16 protein-coding genes and 2 pseudogenes are annotated in these 16263 nt (G+C 72.1%); 9 read left to right on the forward strand and 9 right to left on the reverse strand.

What is annotated here, in order from left to right; translation table 11 throughout:
* Positions 1-168 precede the first annotated feature (168 nt).
* From ACZ3UD_RS29550 to tnpA, 3 genes are all read right to left on the reverse strand, one after another.
* Complete coding sequence (locus ACZ3UD_RS29550; protein WP_465594283.1) at positions 169-1119, reverse strand: glutamate ABC transporter substrate-binding protein; 951 nt, start codon at positions 1117-1119, stop codon at positions 169-171.
* A 13-nt stretch (positions 1120-1132) separates the two neighbouring features.
* A complete protein-coding gene (locus ACZ3UD_RS29555; RefSeq protein ID WP_465594286.1) occupies positions 1133-2446 on the reverse strand; it encodes a hypothetical protein in 1314 nt (437 codons plus the stop codon).
* 548 nt (positions 2447-2994) lie between these two features.
* The gene (tnpA, locus tag ACZ3UD_RS29560) at positions 2995-3423 is read right to left on the reverse strand and encodes an IS200/IS605 family transposase (protein ID WP_465594289.1); all 429 of its coding nucleotides are present in this window, start codon (positions 3421-3423) and stop codon (positions 2995-2997) included.
* A 52-nt stretch (positions 3424-3475) separates the two neighbouring features.
* Between tnpA and ACZ3UD_RS29565 the strand changes: the two are divergent.
* From ACZ3UD_RS29565 to ACZ3UD_RS29575, 3 genes and pseudogenes are all read left to right on the forward strand, one after another.
* Positions 3476-4688 (forward strand): annotated as a pseudogene (locus tag ACZ3UD_RS29565) (RNA-guided endonuclease InsQ/TnpB family protein).
* An 85-nt stretch (positions 4689-4773) separates the two neighbouring features.
* Positions 4774-5349 carry a nucleosidase gene (locus ACZ3UD_RS29570; RefSeq protein ID WP_465594292.1) on the forward strand — a complete coding sequence of 192 codons (576 nt, stop codon included), beginning with the start codon at positions 4774-4776 and terminating at the stop codon, positions 5347-5349.
* 33 nt (positions 5350-5382) lie between these two features.
* Positions 5383-5568: pseudogene (locus tag ACZ3UD_RS29575) on the forward strand (mycothiol transferase); the annotation flags it as partial.
* Between the two features lie 45 nt (positions 5569-5613).
* On the opposite strand, the gene ACZ3UD_RS29580 reads toward ACZ3UD_RS29575, so the two are convergent.
* A complete protein-coding gene (locus ACZ3UD_RS29580; RefSeq protein WP_465594295.1) occupies positions 5614-6531 on the reverse strand; it encodes a sigma-70 family RNA polymerase sigma factor in 918 nt (305 codons plus the stop codon).
* A 104-nt stretch (positions 6532-6635) separates the two neighbouring features.
* Between ACZ3UD_RS29580 and ACZ3UD_RS29585 the strand changes: the two genes are divergently transcribed.
* Positions 6636-7418 (forward strand): SDR family oxidoreductase, encoded by a 783-nt coding sequence (locus ACZ3UD_RS29585; protein ID WP_465594298.1) that lies wholly within the window; start codon positions 6636-6638, stop codon positions 7416-7418.
* A gap of 30 nt (positions 7419-7448) precedes the next feature.
* Positions 7449-7970 (forward strand): hypothetical protein, encoded by a 522-nt coding sequence (locus ACZ3UD_RS29590; RefSeq protein ID WP_465594301.1) that lies wholly within the window; start codon positions 7449-7451, stop codon positions 7968-7970.
* Here ACZ3UD_RS29590 and ACZ3UD_RS29595 read toward each other — a convergent pair.
* On the reverse strand, positions 7960-8556 hold the full coding sequence (locus tag ACZ3UD_RS29595) for a cysteine hydrolase family protein (protein ID WP_465594304.1): 597 nt from the start codon (positions 8554-8556) through the stop codon (positions 7960-7962). The genes ACZ3UD_RS29590 and ACZ3UD_RS29595 overlap by 11 nt on opposite strands.
* Positions 8557-8647: 91 nt before the next feature.
* Between ACZ3UD_RS29595 and ACZ3UD_RS29600 the strand changes: the two genes are divergently transcribed.
* The 3 genes from ACZ3UD_RS29600 to ACZ3UD_RS29610 all read left to right on the forward strand — a co-directional run bounded on the left by ACZ3UD_RS29600 (position 8648) and on the right by ACZ3UD_RS29610 (position 10912).
* The gene (locus ACZ3UD_RS29600) at positions 8648-9607 is read left to right on the forward strand and encodes a GlxA family transcriptional regulator (RefSeq protein WP_465594306.1); all 960 of its coding nucleotides are present in this window, start codon (positions 8648-8650) and stop codon (positions 9605-9607) included.
* A 231-nt stretch (positions 9608-9838) separates the two neighbouring features.
* Positions 9839-10621: an alpha/beta fold hydrolase gene (locus ACZ3UD_RS29605; protein ID WP_465594309.1), complete on the forward strand. Its 783-nt coding sequence runs from the start codon at positions 9839-9841 to the stop codon at positions 10619-10621.
* Positions 10622-10738: 117 nt separating this feature from the next.
* On the forward strand, positions 10739-10912 hold the full coding sequence (locus ACZ3UD_RS29610) for a hypothetical protein (RefSeq protein ID WP_465594312.1): 174 nt from the start codon (positions 10739-10741) through the stop codon (positions 10910-10912).
* Between the two features lie 151 nt (positions 10913-11063).
* Here ACZ3UD_RS29610 and ACZ3UD_RS29615 read toward each other — a convergent pair whose 3' ends face one another.
* A complete protein-coding gene (locus ACZ3UD_RS29615) occupies positions 11064-11408 on the reverse strand; it encodes a DoxX family protein (RefSeq protein ID WP_465594315.1) in 345 nt (114 codons plus the stop codon).
* Between the two features lie 95 nt (positions 11409-11503).
* Here ACZ3UD_RS29615 and ACZ3UD_RS29620 point away from each other — a divergent pair, with 95 nt between their 5' ends.
* Positions 11504-12412 (forward strand): LysR family transcriptional regulator, encoded by a 909-nt coding sequence (locus ACZ3UD_RS29620; protein WP_465594318.1) that lies wholly within the window; start codon positions 11504-11506, stop codon positions 12410-12412.
* Between the two features lie 59 nt (positions 12413-12471).
* On the opposite strand, the gene ACZ3UD_RS29625 is transcribed toward ACZ3UD_RS29620, so the two are convergent.
* The 3 genes from ACZ3UD_RS29625 to ACZ3UD_RS29635 all read right to left on the reverse strand — a co-directional run bounded on the left by ACZ3UD_RS29625 (position 12472) and on the right by ACZ3UD_RS29635 (position 16263).
* Positions 12472-14013, reverse strand: a complete 1542-nt coding sequence (locus ACZ3UD_RS29625; protein WP_465594321.1) for a DUF8189 domain-containing protein — start codon at positions 14011-14013, stop codon at positions 12472-12474.
* A 20-nt stretch (positions 14014-14033) separates the two neighbouring features.
* A complete protein-coding gene (locus tag ACZ3UD_RS29630) occupies positions 14034-15707 on the reverse strand; it encodes a DUF8189 domain-containing protein (RefSeq protein ID WP_465594324.1) in 1674 nt (557 codons plus the stop codon).
* 241 nt (positions 15708-15948) lie between these two features.
* Positions 15949-16263 (reverse strand): hypothetical protein, encoded by a 315-nt coding sequence (locus ACZ3UD_RS29635; RefSeq protein ID WP_465594327.1) that lies wholly within the window; start codon positions 16261-16263, stop codon positions 15949-15951.

Here is a 16263-nt window from a genome sequence, read left to right on the forward strand (position 1 = left end):
CGTGATCCCACGACAACCCCCGTGTTCACCACCGGTCTCCCCGTGGTGATCGTCCCGAACCCTAGCCGGTGGCCGTTCGGGCGGCGCGGGCGCGGGGCGTCAAGACCGCGTCAACACCCCGCGTCCGCAGTGGCCCGTACCCGGCTCGATGCGGCCCCGGCGCGGGCCTCAGTGCGGCACCGGCCAGTAGTGCTCGGCGTCGTTGAGCATGTACGGCTTGAGCCAGCGGTCGTACGAGCGCCCCCAGTCGCCGCCGGCGTGGTAGTCGGCCAGCACCTGGTTGACCCGGGCGGTCAGGTCGGGGCTGGTCTTGAGCATGGCGACGCCGATCACCTCGGGCTGGGTGTCGCCGTCGACGATCCGCACGGTCTGGTCCTGCGCCGCCTGACCGGCCGCCAGGCCGTCGTCGGTCATGGTGGCGTCGACCTTGCCGAGCTGCATCAGGACCAGGCAGTCCAGCTGGTTCTCCACCGGGACGACCTGCTTGGCGGTCTTCTTGGCGTCCAGCACGGTCGCGGCGGTGGAGCCCTTGGCGGCGCAGACGGTCCTGCCGTTGATCGCCTCGTCGAGGCTGGTCGCCGGGCTCGCCTTCGGGACCAGCACGCGCTGGGAGATGCTGAAGTACGGCTTGGAGAAGGCCACGTCCTTCATCCGCTCGCAGTTGACGGTCATGGTGCGGACGATCAGGTCGACCCGGCCGTTCTTCACCGCGTCGACGCGGTCGGCGGTGGCGACCGGCTTGAGCACCACCTGGCCCTGGTTGCCCATGATGGCGGTGCCGATGGCCCGGGCCAGGTCGATGTCGAAGCCCTCGATCTGGCCGGTGTTCGGATTGCGGGAGCCCCAGCGGTAGCTGTTCTGGTCCACGCCGATCACCAGGCTGCGCTTGGCCTTGATGGCCTTCACGGCCGGGCCGTCCACCGTGCTCGGCGGCACGCTGCCGTAGATGTCGCAGGTGTCGGACTGCTCCTGCTGTCCCTGCTGTCCCTGGACGGCCTGCGGCGCGCTCCGCCCGGCCGGTGCGGCGCCGGAGGGGCCGCACCCGCCGAGCACGGTCGCGCAGGCCGCGAGCACTGCCAGCGCCGTGGCGCTCCTGGTCCGTACGGTTCTGGTGCGCATCTGTCCGTTCCCCTTACCGGTACTCGGCCAGTCGCCGGCCGAGGCCCCGCAGCGCGGCGGCCGCGGCCACCAGGGCGAGCACGGCGGCCGCGCCGGCCGCCAGCCGCAGGTCCGCGGCGGTGCCCTTGGCGGCGTCGGCGAACTGCGCCTGCTCGGCGTCGGCGGCCTGACCGAGGGCCTTGTCGGTGGCGTTGAAGGCGGCGTCGGCCGTGCTGGTGGCGTCGGTGACTGACACGGTGGCGTTCAACGCGGCCTGGTAGTCGGCGTTGTCGACCTCCAAGGACCTTGCCTTGTCGTGCCGTTGGCGCCACTCGTCGTACTGCTCGGCGGCCTCGCGGACGGGCTGGGCGGCGGCCGGCGGGGCGAGCCGGACGGCCTCCGGGAGCGAGCCGCCGCGTCGCTCCAGCGGGACGTCCTTGGCGTTGTCGCCAGACAGGTGCTTGGTGGCGCTCGCCCACTGGTCGGCGTACTTGGTGGTGGAGCCGCGCGCGACCAGGTGCAGGTTCTCCGCCAGCCGGGCGGTCAGCACGTCCACCCGGGCGTTGTTGAGCGCCCGCAGCGGGGTCGCGCCGTCGTGGTCGCTCCGCTCCAGCGCCGAACTGGTGGTCAGCCCGGCCACGGTGAGCCAGAGCGCGCCCGCGAGGACGGCGGCGGTGGCGCCCAGCAGGCCGATGTTGAACACCCGGTTGGTGCGGTGGAACAGCGTCAGCTGCACCCAGCCGAGCGCGGCCAGGGTGAGCACCGCCAGGCCGTACGCACCCCACGGCACGGACTTGGCCCCGGCGTAGTCGTCCGCCAGCTCCTTGTCCTCGAAGCCCTTCAGCTCGGCGGCGGCCGGCAGCAGGACGTTCTGCATCTGTTCGGAGGCGTACCGCAGGTAGGCGCCGCCGAGCGGGATGCCCTGCCGGTTGTCGGCCCGCGCGGTTTCCACCAGACCGGCGTACACCGGGAGTTGCTGGTTCAGCCGGGCGAGTGAGTCCTGCGCCGGGGAGGTGGACGTGGTGCGGGCGGCGGCCTGGGCGATCAACTTGGCGGCCTGGGCGAGATCCTGCTCGTAGCGGTCCCGGACGTCCTTGGGCTCGGTGCCGGCCAGCAGGAAGCCGGTGGCCGCGGTGGTGGCGGCGTCCGCCAGCGAGCGGTGGATCTCGGCCGCGTCCCGGCTGAGCGGCTGGCTGTACGAGACCACCCGGTCGGCGGCCGAGGCCCTGGTCTCCAACTGCCAGGCGGTGAGCCCGCCGAAGGCCACCGTGAGCACCGCGAGCACCACCCCGGCCAGCCGCAGCCGCCCCGGGGGCGTCCGGGTGGCCTGGGCCAGCCGGGCGCGCACGCCGCGCTCCCCGGCACCCGCCCGGGGGCGCCGCGCGGGCGGCGCGGCGCCGGGCCTGGGCGCGGGGAGGCCGGGCGGCGCCGCGCCTCGCACCGCTGCCGCCGTTCCCGGCACGGCCGGTGGACCGCTCGGCCGCGCCGGGAACGCGGCGCCCGGTGCGCCGTTGCCTACTGGTGTTGCCACCCGTCTCATCCTCCCCTGGGTGCGGACCCGACACCCGGGGCCCGACCGATGGCAGCAGTATGGCCGCGACTCCTCCCGGCCACACCCGACTTGCGCCGATCTTGAGCATGTCGTGCACGGTTTCCGCACGCTCTCCTACGGCTCGGTACGTCCTGTACGGCGGCGTACGTCCGGTACGACGGTGTACGGCGGCGCACGGCTCGTACGGCTCGCGCAGAGAGGTGGCGACCCGTGCGACGCGGGCGGTGCCCCGCGCGGTTCCATCCGTGATCTTGCAGGGTATCCGGGGCTTCAGCCGGGGAGGGAATGCATCCTTGGCCCGGAGCCGCGAAGCGGCGGAGTTCGCTGCGGCTCTGGGGTGACGGTCAGACAGGCCGCTGCTGGTCTTCGATGTACTGGCGGATCACGGTGAGCGGTGCGCCGCCGCAGGACCCGGCGAAGTAGGAGCGGGACCAGAAGACCGACCCCATGCCGATCCGGTTGATTCGGCCCGTGTACTCGGCCCGCAGGTAGCGGGAGCTGACACCCTTGAGGCTGTTGACCAGCTTCGACAGGGCGACCTTCGCCGGGTAGTGCACCAGTAGGTGGACGTGATCGGCCTCGCCGTTGAACTCTCTCAGCTCCACCTCGAACTTGTCGCACACCTCCCGCATGATCTCCTCGCAGCGCTTGAGCATGGCGTCATCGAAGATGCCGCGCCGGTACCTGGTGACGAACACCAAGTGAGCGTGGAGGTTGTAGGCAACGTGTCGACCGGTGCGGATATCGGCGTTTGGTTCCCAACGCGGTGACATACCCCACGTTTAGTATGAGGTCGAAAGCTGAACGGAAAGGGGGGTGGGCCGGATGATCCGTGCGTACAAGTTCCTCATGCGGCCCACCGTGGGCCAGCAGCAGGCGTTGACCGAGATGCTTCGGGATCACTGCTCGCTCTACAACGGCGCGTTGCAGGAGCGGCGTGACGCCTACCGGCACGTCTCCAAGACGTCGATCAAGTACGGGATGCAGTCGGCGCAGCTCAAGGAGATCCGGGCGTTCGACCCGGAGGGTCAGGGACGCTGGTCGTTCTCCTCGCAGCAGGCGACGCTGCGCCGCCTGGACAAGGCGTTCCAGGCGTTCTTCCGCCGGGTCAAGTCGGGTGACCCCTGGCTATCCGCGCTTTCGCGGGGTGAACTGGTTTGACACGGTGGAGTTCCCGAAGGACGGGGACGGCTGCCGGTGGGACTCGACCCCGCACGATCCGGTGACCCGCGTCCGATTTCAGGGTGTCGGGCATGTCAAGGTGCATCAGCACCGGGTCGTGGTCGGGAAGGTCAAGACGGTCAGTGTCAAGCGCGAGGGCCGTAAGTGGTTTGTTGTGCTGACCGCCGAACAGGAGCAGCCGGAGCCGCTGCCCGCGACCGGGTCCGTGGTCGGCATCGACATGGGCATAGCGAACTTCCTCGCCGACTCGAACGGCGGGTTCGTCCCCAACCCGCGTCACGGCCGCCGCGCTGCCGCAAAGCTCGAAGCCGCGCAGCAGGCCCTCTCCCGGTTCCCGCGTGTCCGCCGGGACAAGCGCACCAGGAATCACCAGCGGGCCGTGGAGAAGGTCGCGAAGCTGCACGGGAAGGTCCGACGCCAGCGGCTGGACCACGCCCACAAGAGCGCGCTCGCCCTGGTCCGTGGGCACGACTTCATCGCGCACGAAGACCTCAAGATCCGCAATATGAGCAAGGCCCCCGTGCCCAAGGCCGACCCTGACAATCCGGGGGCGTTCCTGCCCAACGGGGCGGCGGCCAAGGCCGGTCTGAACCGCTCGATCGCTGATGCCGGTTGGGGGGTGTTCCTGACGATCCTGTACGCCAAGGCTGAGAGCGCCGGACGGGAAGTGATCGCCGTGGACCCCCGCAACACTTCCCGGACCTGCCCCGAATGCGGGCACGTCTCGGCGGAGAACCGGCCCAACCAGGAGACTTTCCACTGCGTCGCCTGCGGCCACCAGGCCCACGCCGATACCGTGGGAGCCACCAACGTTCTACGGGCCGGGCTGGTCCGTCGCGAAGCCCAACCGGCTTAACGAGAAACCCCCGGCTTCAGCCGGGGGAGGAGTCACCAAGCGGCTCCCGAGGTGAGGCGCCGACCCGCTCCGTACCATGGGCCCCATGCGACTGCTTGGAACGATCTCACCCGACCGCCCGCTGTTCGTCGTCGCCGTCCGGGAGGAGGCCGCGCACCTGGACGAGCGACTGCCCGTGCTGCTCACCGGGATGGGGAAGGTCAACGCCGCCGTGGCCCTGGCCACCGTGCTCGCCCAGGGTGAGAAGCCCACCGAGGTGATCAACCTCGGGACGGCCGGCGCGCTGCGCCCCGGCTGGGAGGGCGTCCACCACGTGGTCCAGGTGATCCAGCACGACCTGAACACCGAGGTCCTGCAGACCCTGACCGGCCGCAGCTACGGCGCCCCGCTGGTGGTCGGCAAGGGCGACGGCCCGGTGCTGGCCACCGGCGACCTGTTCGTCGACTCCCCGGCCGCCCGCGAGCGGCTGGCCGAGCGCGCCGACCTGGTCGACATGGAGGGCTACGCCGTCGCCACCGTCGCCCACCGGGCCGGGGTGCCGGTGCGGCTGGTGAAGTACGTCAGCGACGAGGCCGGGGACGGCGCGGCGCACACCTGGCGGGAGTCGGTGGACGACTGCGCCCGGCACCTCGCGGACTGGGCGCACACCCAGGGCTGGTGACGGTCCGTCGGGCCCTGCCGGTGGCCATGGTGGCGCGGTGACCGAGAACACCGCGCCCGAGCGCGTCGAGCCGAGCAGGCTCCGCGCTCGCTGCGGCCCGATGACGTCGAGGGGCCGTCGCTGCGCCGGGTGCTGGTGCACGTGATCGAGGAGACCGGGCGGCACGCCGGGCACGCGGACGTCATCCGCGAGCAACTGGACGGCGCCATCGGGCGGTGAGCCACGGGGTGGGAGGGCTTTCCGTCCTCCCACCCCTGTCGTGTCTCAGTCGCGGAAGGCCGAGAGGTCGAAGGAGGCCAGCCGCTCCGGGTCGAGGATCACGTCGATCGCGGCGATCGCGCCGTCCACGACGGTGAACGCCATGATCGACAGCGCCCGGCCGTTGTCGCCGATGACCACCGCGCCCGCGGTGCCGTTGACCAGCGCCGGGCGGGCGAACGGCGACAGCTTGCCCCACAGGACGGCCTGGCCGGCGACCGTCGCGGCGCCGCTGAGCACCACGGTGTGCCGGGCCAGCCCGGCCCCGCCGTCCGAGCGCAGCACCACGTCCGGGTCGAGCACCGCGACCAGGGCGCCCAGGTCGCCGTTGCGGGCGGCGGCGAAGAAGGCGTCCACGGCGAGGCGCTGGCGGCCCAGGTCCGGGTCGGGCGCGGGCGCCTGCCCCTGTACCTTGCGGCGGGCCCGGCTGGCGAGCTGTCGGGTCGCGGCCGCCGTCTTCTCGATCAGCGGGGCGATCTCCTCGAACGGCACCGCGAACATGTCGTGCAGCACGAAGGCGACCCGCTCGGCGGGCGACAGCGACTCCATCACCACCATCAGCGCCAGGCCGACCGAGTCCGCGAGCATCACCTCCTGCTCCGGGTCGACCACGCCCTCGCGCCGCAGCAGAGGGTCGGGGATGCGCTCCGGGCCGGTGCCCCCGTCCGGCCCGGTCGGCACCAGCGGCTCCTCGCGGCGCTGGGCGCGGTCGCGCAGCAGGTTCAGGCAGACCCGGGAGACCACCGTGGTCAGCCAGCCGCCGAGGTTCTCCACCCCGGCGGTGTCGGTGCGGTCGTACCGCAGCCAGGCCTCCTGGAGCGCGTCCTCGGCCTCGCTGATCGAGCCGAGCATCCGGTACGCGACCGCGCGCAGATGCGGCCGGTGCTCCTCGAACGGCGCGGTCCGGGAAGATTTCTCGTCCACCGTGTCACAATCCTTCGTCGCCTCGGGTCAGGGCAGCAGGAGTCACCCAACAACGGCTGCGGCGGGGAGATCAACTCCCGGCCCGGGACGAATCGGAGACGATCGTGACGAACAACCCGGTACTGGTCACCGGCGGCACCGGCACCCTGGGCCGGCAGGTCGTACCGCTGCTGCGCGCGGCCGGCCGGCCGGTGCGGGTGCTGAGCCGGCGGGAGCGCGCGGCGCAGGACGGTGTGGCGTACGTGCGCGGCGACCTGCTCGGTGACCCGGTCGAGGCGGACGCCCGGCTGGACGAGGCGCTCGCGGGCGTCGACACCGTGCTGCACCTCGCCGGCGGCCCCAAGGGCGACGACGAGGCGACCCGGCGGCTGGTCGCGGCCGCGCGGCGAGCCGGGGTGCGGCACCTGGTGTACATCTCGGTGATCGGCGCGGACAAGGTGCCGCTCGGCTACTTCCGGGCCAAGCTCGGCGCCGAGGAGGCGGTGGCCGGCTCGGGCCTGCCGTACACGGTCCTGCGCGCCGCGCAGTTCCACGACCTGGCGTTCAGCGTGGTCGAGAAGATGGCGAAGCTGCCGCTCGTCCCGGCCCCCGGCGGGGTCCGCTGGCAGCCCGTGGACGTGCGCGAAGTCGCAGCCCGGCTCGTCGAGTTGGCGCTCGACGCGCCCGCCGGGGCGGTGCCGGACCTGGCCGGGCCGAGGGTGTACGGGATGGGCGAGCTGACCCGGGGGTACCTGGCGGCGAAGGGACGCAGCCGCAAGCAGCTGCCGGTGCGGGTGCCCGGCAAGGTCGGGCGCGCCTACCGCGCGGGGGCGAACCTCACCCTGGCCGGGGCCGAGCACGGGCGGCGCACCTGGGAGGAGTTCCTGACGGAGCGGCTGGCGGGCTGAGTGTCCGTCCGGCCTCCTAAGGTGTCCGCCATGTCCTTCCTTGATCGCCTTCGCGCCACCCCCGTCGCCGTCGACTACCTGCTCTGGCCGGGGGACTTCTCCCTCGACGTCTACTCGCACGTGGAGGAGGTCGTGCTCGTCTCCGGGGAGGCCCTGGAGGAGGTGGCCAAGTGCGGCGCGGGCGGCACCTTCTTCCTCTGTGGGGAGGGCGGCGACGAGCGGCCGGTACTGTACGCCGACTCCGAGGGCGGCGCGGCGGTGATGGCCGCCGGGCTGGAGGAGATGGCCCGGCTGCTGCTGGCGGTGCCGTGGTGGCGGGACTGCGTGCGGCTGACCGAGGAGGAGAGCGCGGAGGCGGCCGAACAGTACCTGGAGGACGAGCCCGGCCTGTTCGCCGACCGGGACGCGGCGGCGGCCGCGCTCGGGCTCGAAGTCCCCACGGTGGCCGAGGCGTTGGCGCGGCTGCGGGAGGTCGCGTTCGGCCTCGGGGAGCGGTACACGCTGCTCAACGCGGCGGAGGGCAACGCGTACGAGCCGCTGTTCAGGCCTTAGCGGCCTGGAGCAGGGCCTCCGTGGTGACCACCTTGGCGAAGCGCATCGCGTGCAGGGTGGTCGCGGTGGCGCGGGCGAGTTCGGCGGCGGGGACGGTGGTGCCGTCGGGGCCGGTCATGTCGAAGGAGTGCATGGCGTCGGTCGGGAAGATCGCGTCGTAGCCGAGGTTGCCGGCCATCCGGGCGGTGGTCTCGTTGCACACGTTGGTGATGATCCCGGTGATCACCACCTGCCGGGCGCCGCGCTCCTGGAGCCAGGCGTGCAGGTCGGGGGTGCCGTAGAAGGCGCTGTTCACCGTCTTGGTGATGTGCAGGTCGGGCGTGATCGCGGCGACGAAGTCCTTGAGCTCGTAGCCGGGCGTGCCTTCGACCAGCGGCCCCACCCGGGAGGCGTGCTGAACGGTGACGATCGGGCGGCCGGTGGCCTGCCAGGCGGCGATCAGCTCGGCGATCCGCTGCTCGGCCCGGGGGTTGTCGCGGGGACCCCAGAAGTCCTGGTCCTCGAAGCCCTGCTGGACGTCGATGAGGAGGAGGACGGCGTCGGGGTCGAGGGTGAGGGGGGCGTCGAAGGCGTCGGTGTTCGTCATGGGATTCATGGTGCTGCGCGTTGCCGGGTGGCTGTGATGGGCAGGGATGCCACCCATCGATAGGTTCCTGCCACCCTGCCATGCTTGCGCCATGCGAATGGTGGGGTGCCTGATCTTCGACGGCGTACGGGCCTTCGACTACGCGGTGATCGGGGAGGTGTGGGCGAACCGCTCCTCCCGGCCCGGGCTGCCCGGCTTCGACCTGCGGGTCTGCGGACCGGCGGGGGCCCGGGTGCGGCTGGGCGGCGGGTTGGAGCGGGTGCCGGACGCGGGGCTGGGGGCGCTGGCGGACTGCGACCTGGTGGTGGTGCCGGGGGTGGAGGAGCCGGGTGCCGCACGGCCGCCGGAGGTTCTGGCGGCGCTGCGGGAGGCGCGCGGTCGCGGTGTCCCGATCGCCTCGCTCTGCGCGGGCGCCTTCGTCCTCGCCGAGGCCGGGCTGCTCGACGGCCGGGAGGCGACCACCCACTGGGCGCTCGCCCCCGAACTCGCCCGCCGCTACCCGGCGGTGACCGTCCGGCCCGAGGTGCTGTTCACCGGCGGCGAGGGCCTGTGGACCTCGGCCGGGGTCGCGGCCGGCATCGACCTGTGCCTGCATCTCGTCCGCACCGCCCACGGACAGCAGGCCGCCGCCGTCATCGCCCGCTCGATGGTCACCGCCCCGTTCCGGGCGGGCGGCCAGGCGCAGTTCATCCCCAGCCCGGTGCCCGCGTCCGCCGAGGACGATCCGCTCGCGCGGGTCCGCGCCGAGATCCTGGCCTCACTGGACACCCCGTGGACCGTGCGCCGGATGGCGGCCGCGGCGGTGATGTCCGAACGCGGCTTCGCCCGTCACTTCGGCGCAGGCACCGGCACCACCCCGCTGCGCTGGCTGCTGGACCAGCGGATCCTCGCGGCCCAACGGCTGCTGGAGGAGGCGGACCTGCCGGTCGACGCGGTGGCCGTGCGCTGCGGCTTCGCCTCGGCGGTGTCGCTGCGGCCGGTGTTCGTGGCGAGGGTGGGTGTGGCGCCCAGGGAGTACCGCCGGAGCTTTCGCGGCCGGGAGGAGGGATAGCGTCGGGGGCCTGAACGCCCGTCCGTTCGTCCGTCGCCGGAGTCGCCGGAGTCGCCGGAGTCGCCGGAGCCGCCGGAGCCGCAGGAGGAGATCCGATGGCCTGGTTCACGCTCGAACGCTTGTGGGGGCTCCGCCGTGCAGGTGGGACAAATGTCTTGGACGTTTGTATTGTACGTTCGTCTCACTCTGGATATGGTGATCACACCAGCCGCTCCACAAGGGGGAATTGCAATGAACGACGCCATCCGCAGCGAACTGACCGTCGACGGCCGCCGCCTCTCCTACCTGGACTTCGGCGGAGCGGGCCGCCCGCTGCTCGCGCTGCACGGGCACCTGTCCGAGGGGGCCGTGTGGGCCCGGCTCGCGGGCGAACTCCGGGGTGAGTGGCGGGTGATCGCGCCCGACCAGCGTGGCCAGGGCGAGTCCGAGCGGGCCGCGGACTACTCGCGGGAGGGGTACCTCGCCGACATCGAGGCGCTGCTCGACCACCTGGGGCTGGAGAAGGTGGTGCTGCTCGGCCACTCGCTCGGCGGGATCAACGCCTACCAGTTCGCCGCCCGCCACCCCGGGCGGGTCGAGGCGATCGTCGACATCGAGGCCCCGGTGGAGCTCGGCCTGGAGGGGCCGAACCCGCTGGCCTTCCTGCTCGACCTGCCCTACGACGCCCCGAGTCGGGACGAGCTGATCGCCGCGCTCGGCCTGGCCGCCCCGTACTTCGCCGACCGGCTGCGGGAGGGCACGGACGGCGGCTGGCGGCTGCCGTTCCACCCCAGGGACATGTACGACTCGGAGGAGCTGGTCCACGGCGACCACTGGGCCGACTGGACGGCGACCACCTGTCCCGCCCTGCTGGTGCGCGGCAGCGAGGGCGTGATCCCGGCCGAGCAGGCGGCGCGGATCGTCGCCTGCCGCCCCGGGACGGTCGCGGTCGAGCTGACCGGCGACCATCTGCTGCCGATCAGCGCGGCGGACGAACTCGCCGCTGCTGTACGGGAGTTCCTCGCAACGCTGTAACGGGCGGTGTGACAGGCGCTGCAACAGGGCGAAGCGGCTCGGTCCGCGCGGTGCCCGGTGCCTCGGCGGGGTATAGCGACTCCTTGACAGGCGGAGCGTCCATTCCGCCGGGGAACCGTGGACCAGGAACTGACCTCACTCGCGGGCGTCGCCGCCGCCGCGGTCGTCCAGCAGCTGACCACCAGCGCCTGGGAGCGGATCCGCTCCGCCATCGGGGAGTTGTGGCGGCGCCGGCACCCGGAGCGGGCCGAGACAGTGCTCGCCGAGCTGGGCGAGGCGGTGGTGGTGTAGCCGACCGCCGGAGAGCCCGGAGAGCCCGGAGAGCCCGGAGAGCCCGGAGAGCCCGGAGAGCCCGGAGAGCCCGGAGAGCCCGGAGAGCCCGGAGAGCCCGGAGAGCGCAGGGAGCGCAGGGAGCGCAGGGAGCTCGGAGGGCTCAGAAGGCTCAGTGAGCGAGGGCGAGGGTGGCGACGGCCAGGGCGAGGTAGAAGCCGGGGAAGTAGATGTTGTGGAGGACCCTGGCCCGCACGTGGGTGATCACGGCGCCGATGTAGAACAGCACCAGGCCCACCGCGGCGGCGGTGCCGAGGGGCGGGAAGGCGACCAGGCCGATCAGCAGGCCGGTGGCCCCGGCCATCTTGAGCCCGGCGAGCCACGGGACCCAGTGCTGTTGGACGTTCACCTCGGCGGAGTTGGCCAGGACGAAGGGCACCTCGGCGAAGTCCGCGGCGGCGATTCCGGCGTTGGCGACGATGGCGACGACGGCCACGATCACGTAGGCGGTGGACATGGGACTCCTTCGGGGCTGACGCGGGTGCTTCCTCGTCGTCCAGCCTCGTCAGCGCCTCGTCTTGCGTCCAATACCTGCTTCTATAACCTGATGGAATGGATGTGGACACCCGGCTGCTGCGCTACTTCACCGCCGTCGCGGAGGAGGGCGGCCTGACCCGCGCCGCCGAGCGGCTGTACGTCTCCCAGCCCGCGCTGACCAAGCAGATCCGGCAGCTGGAGACCGGCCTCGGCACCCCGCTGTTCGTCCGCTCCCGGGCCGGGATGGCACTCACCGAGGCCGGCCGCGCCCTGGCCGCGCGGGCGCCCGGGCTGCTGGCGGCGTGGGACGCCGCGCTGCGGGAGACCAGGGCCGCGGCCAGCCGGGCCGAACGCGTCCTGCGGGTCGGCTTCCTGGCCAGCGCCGCCAACGAGGCGACCCCGCGGATCGTCGCCGAGTTCACCCGTCTCCGCCCGGGCTGGCGGGTCGACATGCGGCACGCCACCACCTGGTCGGACCCGACGGCCGGCCTGGCGGAGGGGGACGTGGACGCGGCGCTGCTGCGGCTGCCGTTCCCCGGGCAGGAGCGGCTGCGGGTGGCCGAACTGTCCACCGAGCCGCGCTGGGTGGCGCTGCCCTCGGCGCACCGGCTGGCCGTCCGCGAGGTGGTCCCGTTCCGGGAGCTGTGGGACGAGCCCTTCGTCGCCGCCCCGTCCGAGACCGGAGCCTGGCGGGACTACTGGACCGCCGCCGACGAGCGCGAGGGGCACCCCGTCCGAATCGGTGCCGTGGTCGACCAGCCGGACGACTGGCTGAGCGCCATCGCCAACGGCTACGGCGTTGCTCTCGCCCCCGAGTCCACGGCCCGCTTCTACGCCCGGCCCGGGATCACCTACCGGCCGGTGAGCGGCGTCAGCCCCAGCCGGGTCGGGGTCGCCTGGGCGCCGGTGGACGACGACAACCCGGTGGTGCGGGACTTCGTGCGGTGCTGCCTGGACGGTGTCGGCGAGTCGGATCCCGGGTGATCGGACACGACTGCCCCGGGGCCGGTCGGGCCCCGGGGCAGTCGTCGGTGCGTTCGGGCTCAGATGGTCTGGAACTTCCAGGTGCCGAGGGTGTACCAGGTGCTCCAGGGGGCGCCGTTGGCGGAGTAGGCGTGGGAGACCAGGCCGTCGGCGCCGACACCGAAGACCTCGGCGGAGTGCGTGCCGGGCTCGTAGACCGCGGCGGGAGTGCCGGCGAACTTGTACGTGCCGATCGAGCTCCAGCCCTGCCAGGCGCCGGCGTTGAGGTTGTAGGTGTGGTTCAGCACGCCGTCGGTGCCGATGCCGAACAGCTCGATCGCGTTGGTGGCCTGGTTGTAGACCGCCGCCGGGCTGCCGGCGAACTTGTAGCCGGTGTCGAGGGTGCTCCAGCCGCTCCACTGGCCGCCGTTGAAGTGGTAGTTGTGCGAGATGACGCCGTCCTGGCCGGTGGCGAAGACCTCGGTGACCTTGTTCACCGGGTTGTACGCGACCGCCGGGGCGCCGGTGAAGCGGAAGGTGGAGTCGAGCGTGGACCAGCCGCTCCAGGCGCCGCCGTTGCTGCTGTAGCTGTGGGACATCGTCCCGTCCGTCCCGATCCCGAACACCTCGGCCGTCTTGGTGTCCTGGTTGTAGACGGCGGTCGGGCTGCCGGCGAACTTCCAGGTGCCGATCGAGCTCCAGCCCTGCCAGGCGCCGGCGTTGAGGTTGTAGGTGTGGTTCAGCACGCCGTCGGTGCCGATGCCGAACAGCTCGATCGCGTTGGTGGCCTGGTTGTAGACGGCGGTCGGGCTGCCGGCGAACTTGTAGCCGGTGTCGAGGGTGCTCCAGCCGCTCCACTGGCCGCCGTTGAAGTGGTAGTTGTGCGAGATGACGCCGTCCTGGCCGGTGGCGAAGACCTCGGTGACCTTGTTCACCGGGTTGTAGACGGCCGCCGGGGCGCCGGTGAAGCGGAAGGTGGAGTCGAGCGTGGACCAGTCGCTCCAGGCGCCGCCGCTGGTGCTGTAGCTGTGGGACATCGTTCCGTCCGTCCCGATCCCGAACACCTCGGCGGTCGCCGTGTCCGGGTTGTAGAGGACGGGACCCGCGGCCGAGGAGGAGGCCGTCGGCGGGGCCGGGGTGGGGGTCGGGTCCGGGTACGGGTTGGCGTGGTCGGTGGCCAGCCCGGTGCCCGGGCTGCAGGTCCACGCCCCGGCACCCTGGTCGGCGAGGATCTTCTCCGCTATCAGGATCTGCTGCTGCTTGGTCGCGAGGTCCGGGCGGGCCGCGTAGGCGGTGCCCCCGTAGTTCTGCCAGTTGCTCAGGCTGATCTGCAGGCCGCCGTAATAGCCGTTGTTGGTGTTGATCGACCAGTTCCCGGTGCTCTCGCACTGGGCCACCTTGTCCCAGGTCGCGACCGAGGCGGCGTTCGCCTGCCCGGTGCCGAGGGTGGTCGCGGCCACGGCCAGGCCGAGTACGCCGACAGCGGTGGCGCCGATCCGGGTGCGGGCGGCGCGGGAAGGGGTGCGGGTCATCGGGAAGTCCTTCGGGAAGTCGTGGAAGTCGTGGAAGGCAGCGGAGGGAGGGGGCAGGTGGCGGCCGGTCCGGGTGGATCCGGTGGCCACCGCTGGGGGATGACCCGGGATCAGTGGGTGTTGAACTTCCAGGTGCCGAGCGTGTACCAGCTGCTGAAGGGGCTGCCGTTGCTGGTGTAGGAGTGCGAGATCACGCCGTCCTGGCCGATGCCGAAGACCTCGGCGGCGTTGGTGTTCGGCTCGTTGAGGGCCACCGGCGTGCCGGCGAACTTCCAGTTGCCGAGCGCCTCCCAGTTCGACCAGGCGCCGCCCAGGTAGTACTTGTGGTTGACGATGCCGTCGGTGCCGGTGCCGAACAGTTCCACGGCCTTGGTGGTGGAGTTGTAGACCGCCGACGGGACACCGGCGAACTTGTAACCCGTGTCGAGCGTGGTCCAGCCGCTCCACTGGCCGCCGTTGGTGCTGTAGGCGTGCGACATGACGCCGTCGGCGGCGCCGATCGCGAACACCTCGGCCGTCTTGGTGTTCGGGTTGTAGACGACGGCAGGGGCGCCGGTGAAGCGGTAGCTCGTGTCCAGCGTGAAGAAGTCGCTCCACGCGGCGCCGTTGGTGCTGTACGAGTGGGACAGCACGCCGTCGGTGCCGATGGCGAACACCTCGGCGGTGTTGAGGTCGGGCTCGTAGACGGCGGTGGGGGAGCCGGCGAAGGTCCAGGTCCCCATGGTGTTCCACGCCGACCAGGCGTTGCTGACGTAGTACTTGTGGTTGAGCTTGCCGTCGCTGCCGATCGCGAACAGCTCCACCGCGTTGACCGACGGGTTGTAGACGGCGGAGGGCGAGCCGGTGAAGTGGTAGCCGGGGTCCATGGTGCTCCAGCTGCTCCACTGGCCGCTGTTGGTGCTGTAGGCGTGGGACAGCACGCCGTCGGTGCCGATCGCGAAGACCTCGGTGGTCTTGTTGGTCGGGTTGTAGACGGCGGTGGGCTTGCCGGTGAAGTGGAACGAGGGGTCGATCGGGTACCAGTCGCTCCACTGGCCGCCGTTGGTGCTGTAGGCGTGGGACAGCACGCCGTCGGTGCCGATGGAGAAGATCTCGGCGGTGCCGTTGTCCGGGTTGTAGACGGCGGCCGGGGCGACGTCATTCACCGCGGGGGCGACCGGGTCGGTGACCGGCGGGGGCGTGACGGTACCGCTGACGGGGCTGGCGTAGCCCTGGATGCTGACGTTGTAGCCGCCGCTCTGCCACACGACCGTGCCGACGCGTCCGGACGCGCTGTTCTGACTGACCTTGCCCGGGTACCCGCCCTGGTTGCCGCCGACCCAGCTGATGGTGTCCCCGTTGACGGCGGTGACGATCGCCACGTGGTCGTAGTCCGTGCCGCCGAAGCCGTTCGGGTGGAAGAAGACGGCGTCGCCCACGTGCGGGGTACCGGACAGCCCGCCGTCGTACTTGCTCGCATAGGTCTGGAAGCTGTTGGCGAGGTCGTTCAGGATGCCGAGGTTCTTGACCCCGTTCTGGGACCAGACCCAGCCGGCGAAGTCCGCGCACCAGGCATGTGTCCTGGACCCGCCGGAGCAGCTGGAGCTCTGGTCGGTGCCGGGGGCGTAGTAGCCGGCGCCGCCGTTTCCGCACGCGTTGCTGGAGATCTGACCGGAGGCCGTGGCGGCGATCGAGTCGCCGAGCGTCGAAGCGTGGGCACCCGGGACGGCCAGGATGCTGAGGCCGGAGGCGGCCAGGGTGACGGCGGCCGCCGAGGAGGCCAGGCGGGTACGGACGCGGGACATGGAAGCTCCAGGTTGTGAGCAGGGCAAGTCGGTTGGCGCGCTGCGGGCGGGCCTGGCCGGGCGTGCTCCGGTCGGCGGCGGGGCAGCGGGGAGTTCAGGTGCCGGCGGGCGGTGGAACGGTCGGTCGTGATCCGGTGGGCAGTGGTCGCCTCTGCCGGAGGGGTGCTGCGAAGTTCGGTGGGCGCCGCTGCGGGCCGTTCGGCCTGGCGGCGCGGGCTCCTTCAGGGAGCGGACGCGGTGGTCACCGCGCGGTGTGGTCCGTGGCCTCCGGCGGCTCCGGGGGCAGGTAGCAGCGGCGGAGCAGGGGCGAGGTCCGGTGGCTGCGAGAGAGCAGGCTGTGGGCGCGGCCGACCGCGTCGGGCCGGTCGGACGGGGCGCGGCTGAGCAGGTAGAGCAGAAGGTCGATCCGGTCGGAGGCGGGCTGAGCGCTGGCGTGCTGGAGTCCGTCGGCGGGCTCGGCGTGCGCCCACAGGGCGTCCACGGCCTCGGCTGCCTCGATCGCCTCTGCTACCGCGCCGGGCTGGCGGCGTTTCAGGCTGGCGTAGACGATGTCCAT

This window comes from Kitasatospora sp. NPDC023118, assembly GCF_055560875.1.

Bases quoted from the DNA above. Each gene is read 5' to 3' on its own strand.
- tnpA (WP_465594289.1), bottom strand. From the start codon at position 3,423: ATGTCACCGCGTTGGGAACCAAACGCCGATATCCGCACCGGTCGACAC.
- ACZ3UD_RS29635 (WP_465594327.1), bottom strand. From the start codon at position 16,263: ATGGACATCGTCTACGCCAGCCTGAAACGCCGCCAGCCCGGCGCGGTA.
- ACZ3UD_RS29620 (WP_465594318.1), top strand. From the start codon at position 11,504: ATGGATGTGGACACCCGGCTGCTGCGCTACTTCACCGCCGTCGCGGAG.
- ACZ3UD_RS29615 (WP_465594315.1), bottom strand. From the start codon at position 11,408: ATGTCCACCGCCTACGTGATCGTGGCCGTCGTCGCCATCGTCGCCAAC.
- ACZ3UD_RS29630 (WP_465594324.1), bottom strand. From the start codon at position 15,707: ATGTCCCGCGTCCGTACCCGCCTGGCCTCCTCGGCGGCCGCCGTCACC.
- ACZ3UD_RS29595 (WP_465594304.1), bottom strand. From the start codon at position 8,556: ATGACGAACACCGACGCCTTCGACGCCCCCCTCACCCTCGACCCCGAC.
- ACZ3UD_RS29590 (WP_465594301.1), top strand. From the start codon at position 7,449: ATGTCCTTCCTTGATCGCCTTCGCGCCACCCCCGTCGCCGTCGACTAC.
- ACZ3UD_RS29550 (WP_465594283.1), bottom strand. From the start codon at position 1,119: ATGCGCACCAGAACCGTACGGACCAGGAGCGCCACGGCGCTGGCAGTG.
- ACZ3UD_RS29600 (WP_465594306.1), top strand. From the start codon at position 8,648: ATGCGAATGGTGGGGTGCCTGATCTTCGACGGCGTACGGGCCTTCGAC.
- ACZ3UD_RS29570 (WP_465594292.1), top strand. From the start codon at position 4,774: ATGCGACTGCTTGGAACGATCTCACCCGACCGCCCGCTGTTCGTCGTC.
- ACZ3UD_RS29605 (WP_465594309.1), top strand. From the start codon at position 9,839: ATGAACGACGCCATCCGCAGCGAACTGACCGTCGACGGCCGCCGCCTC.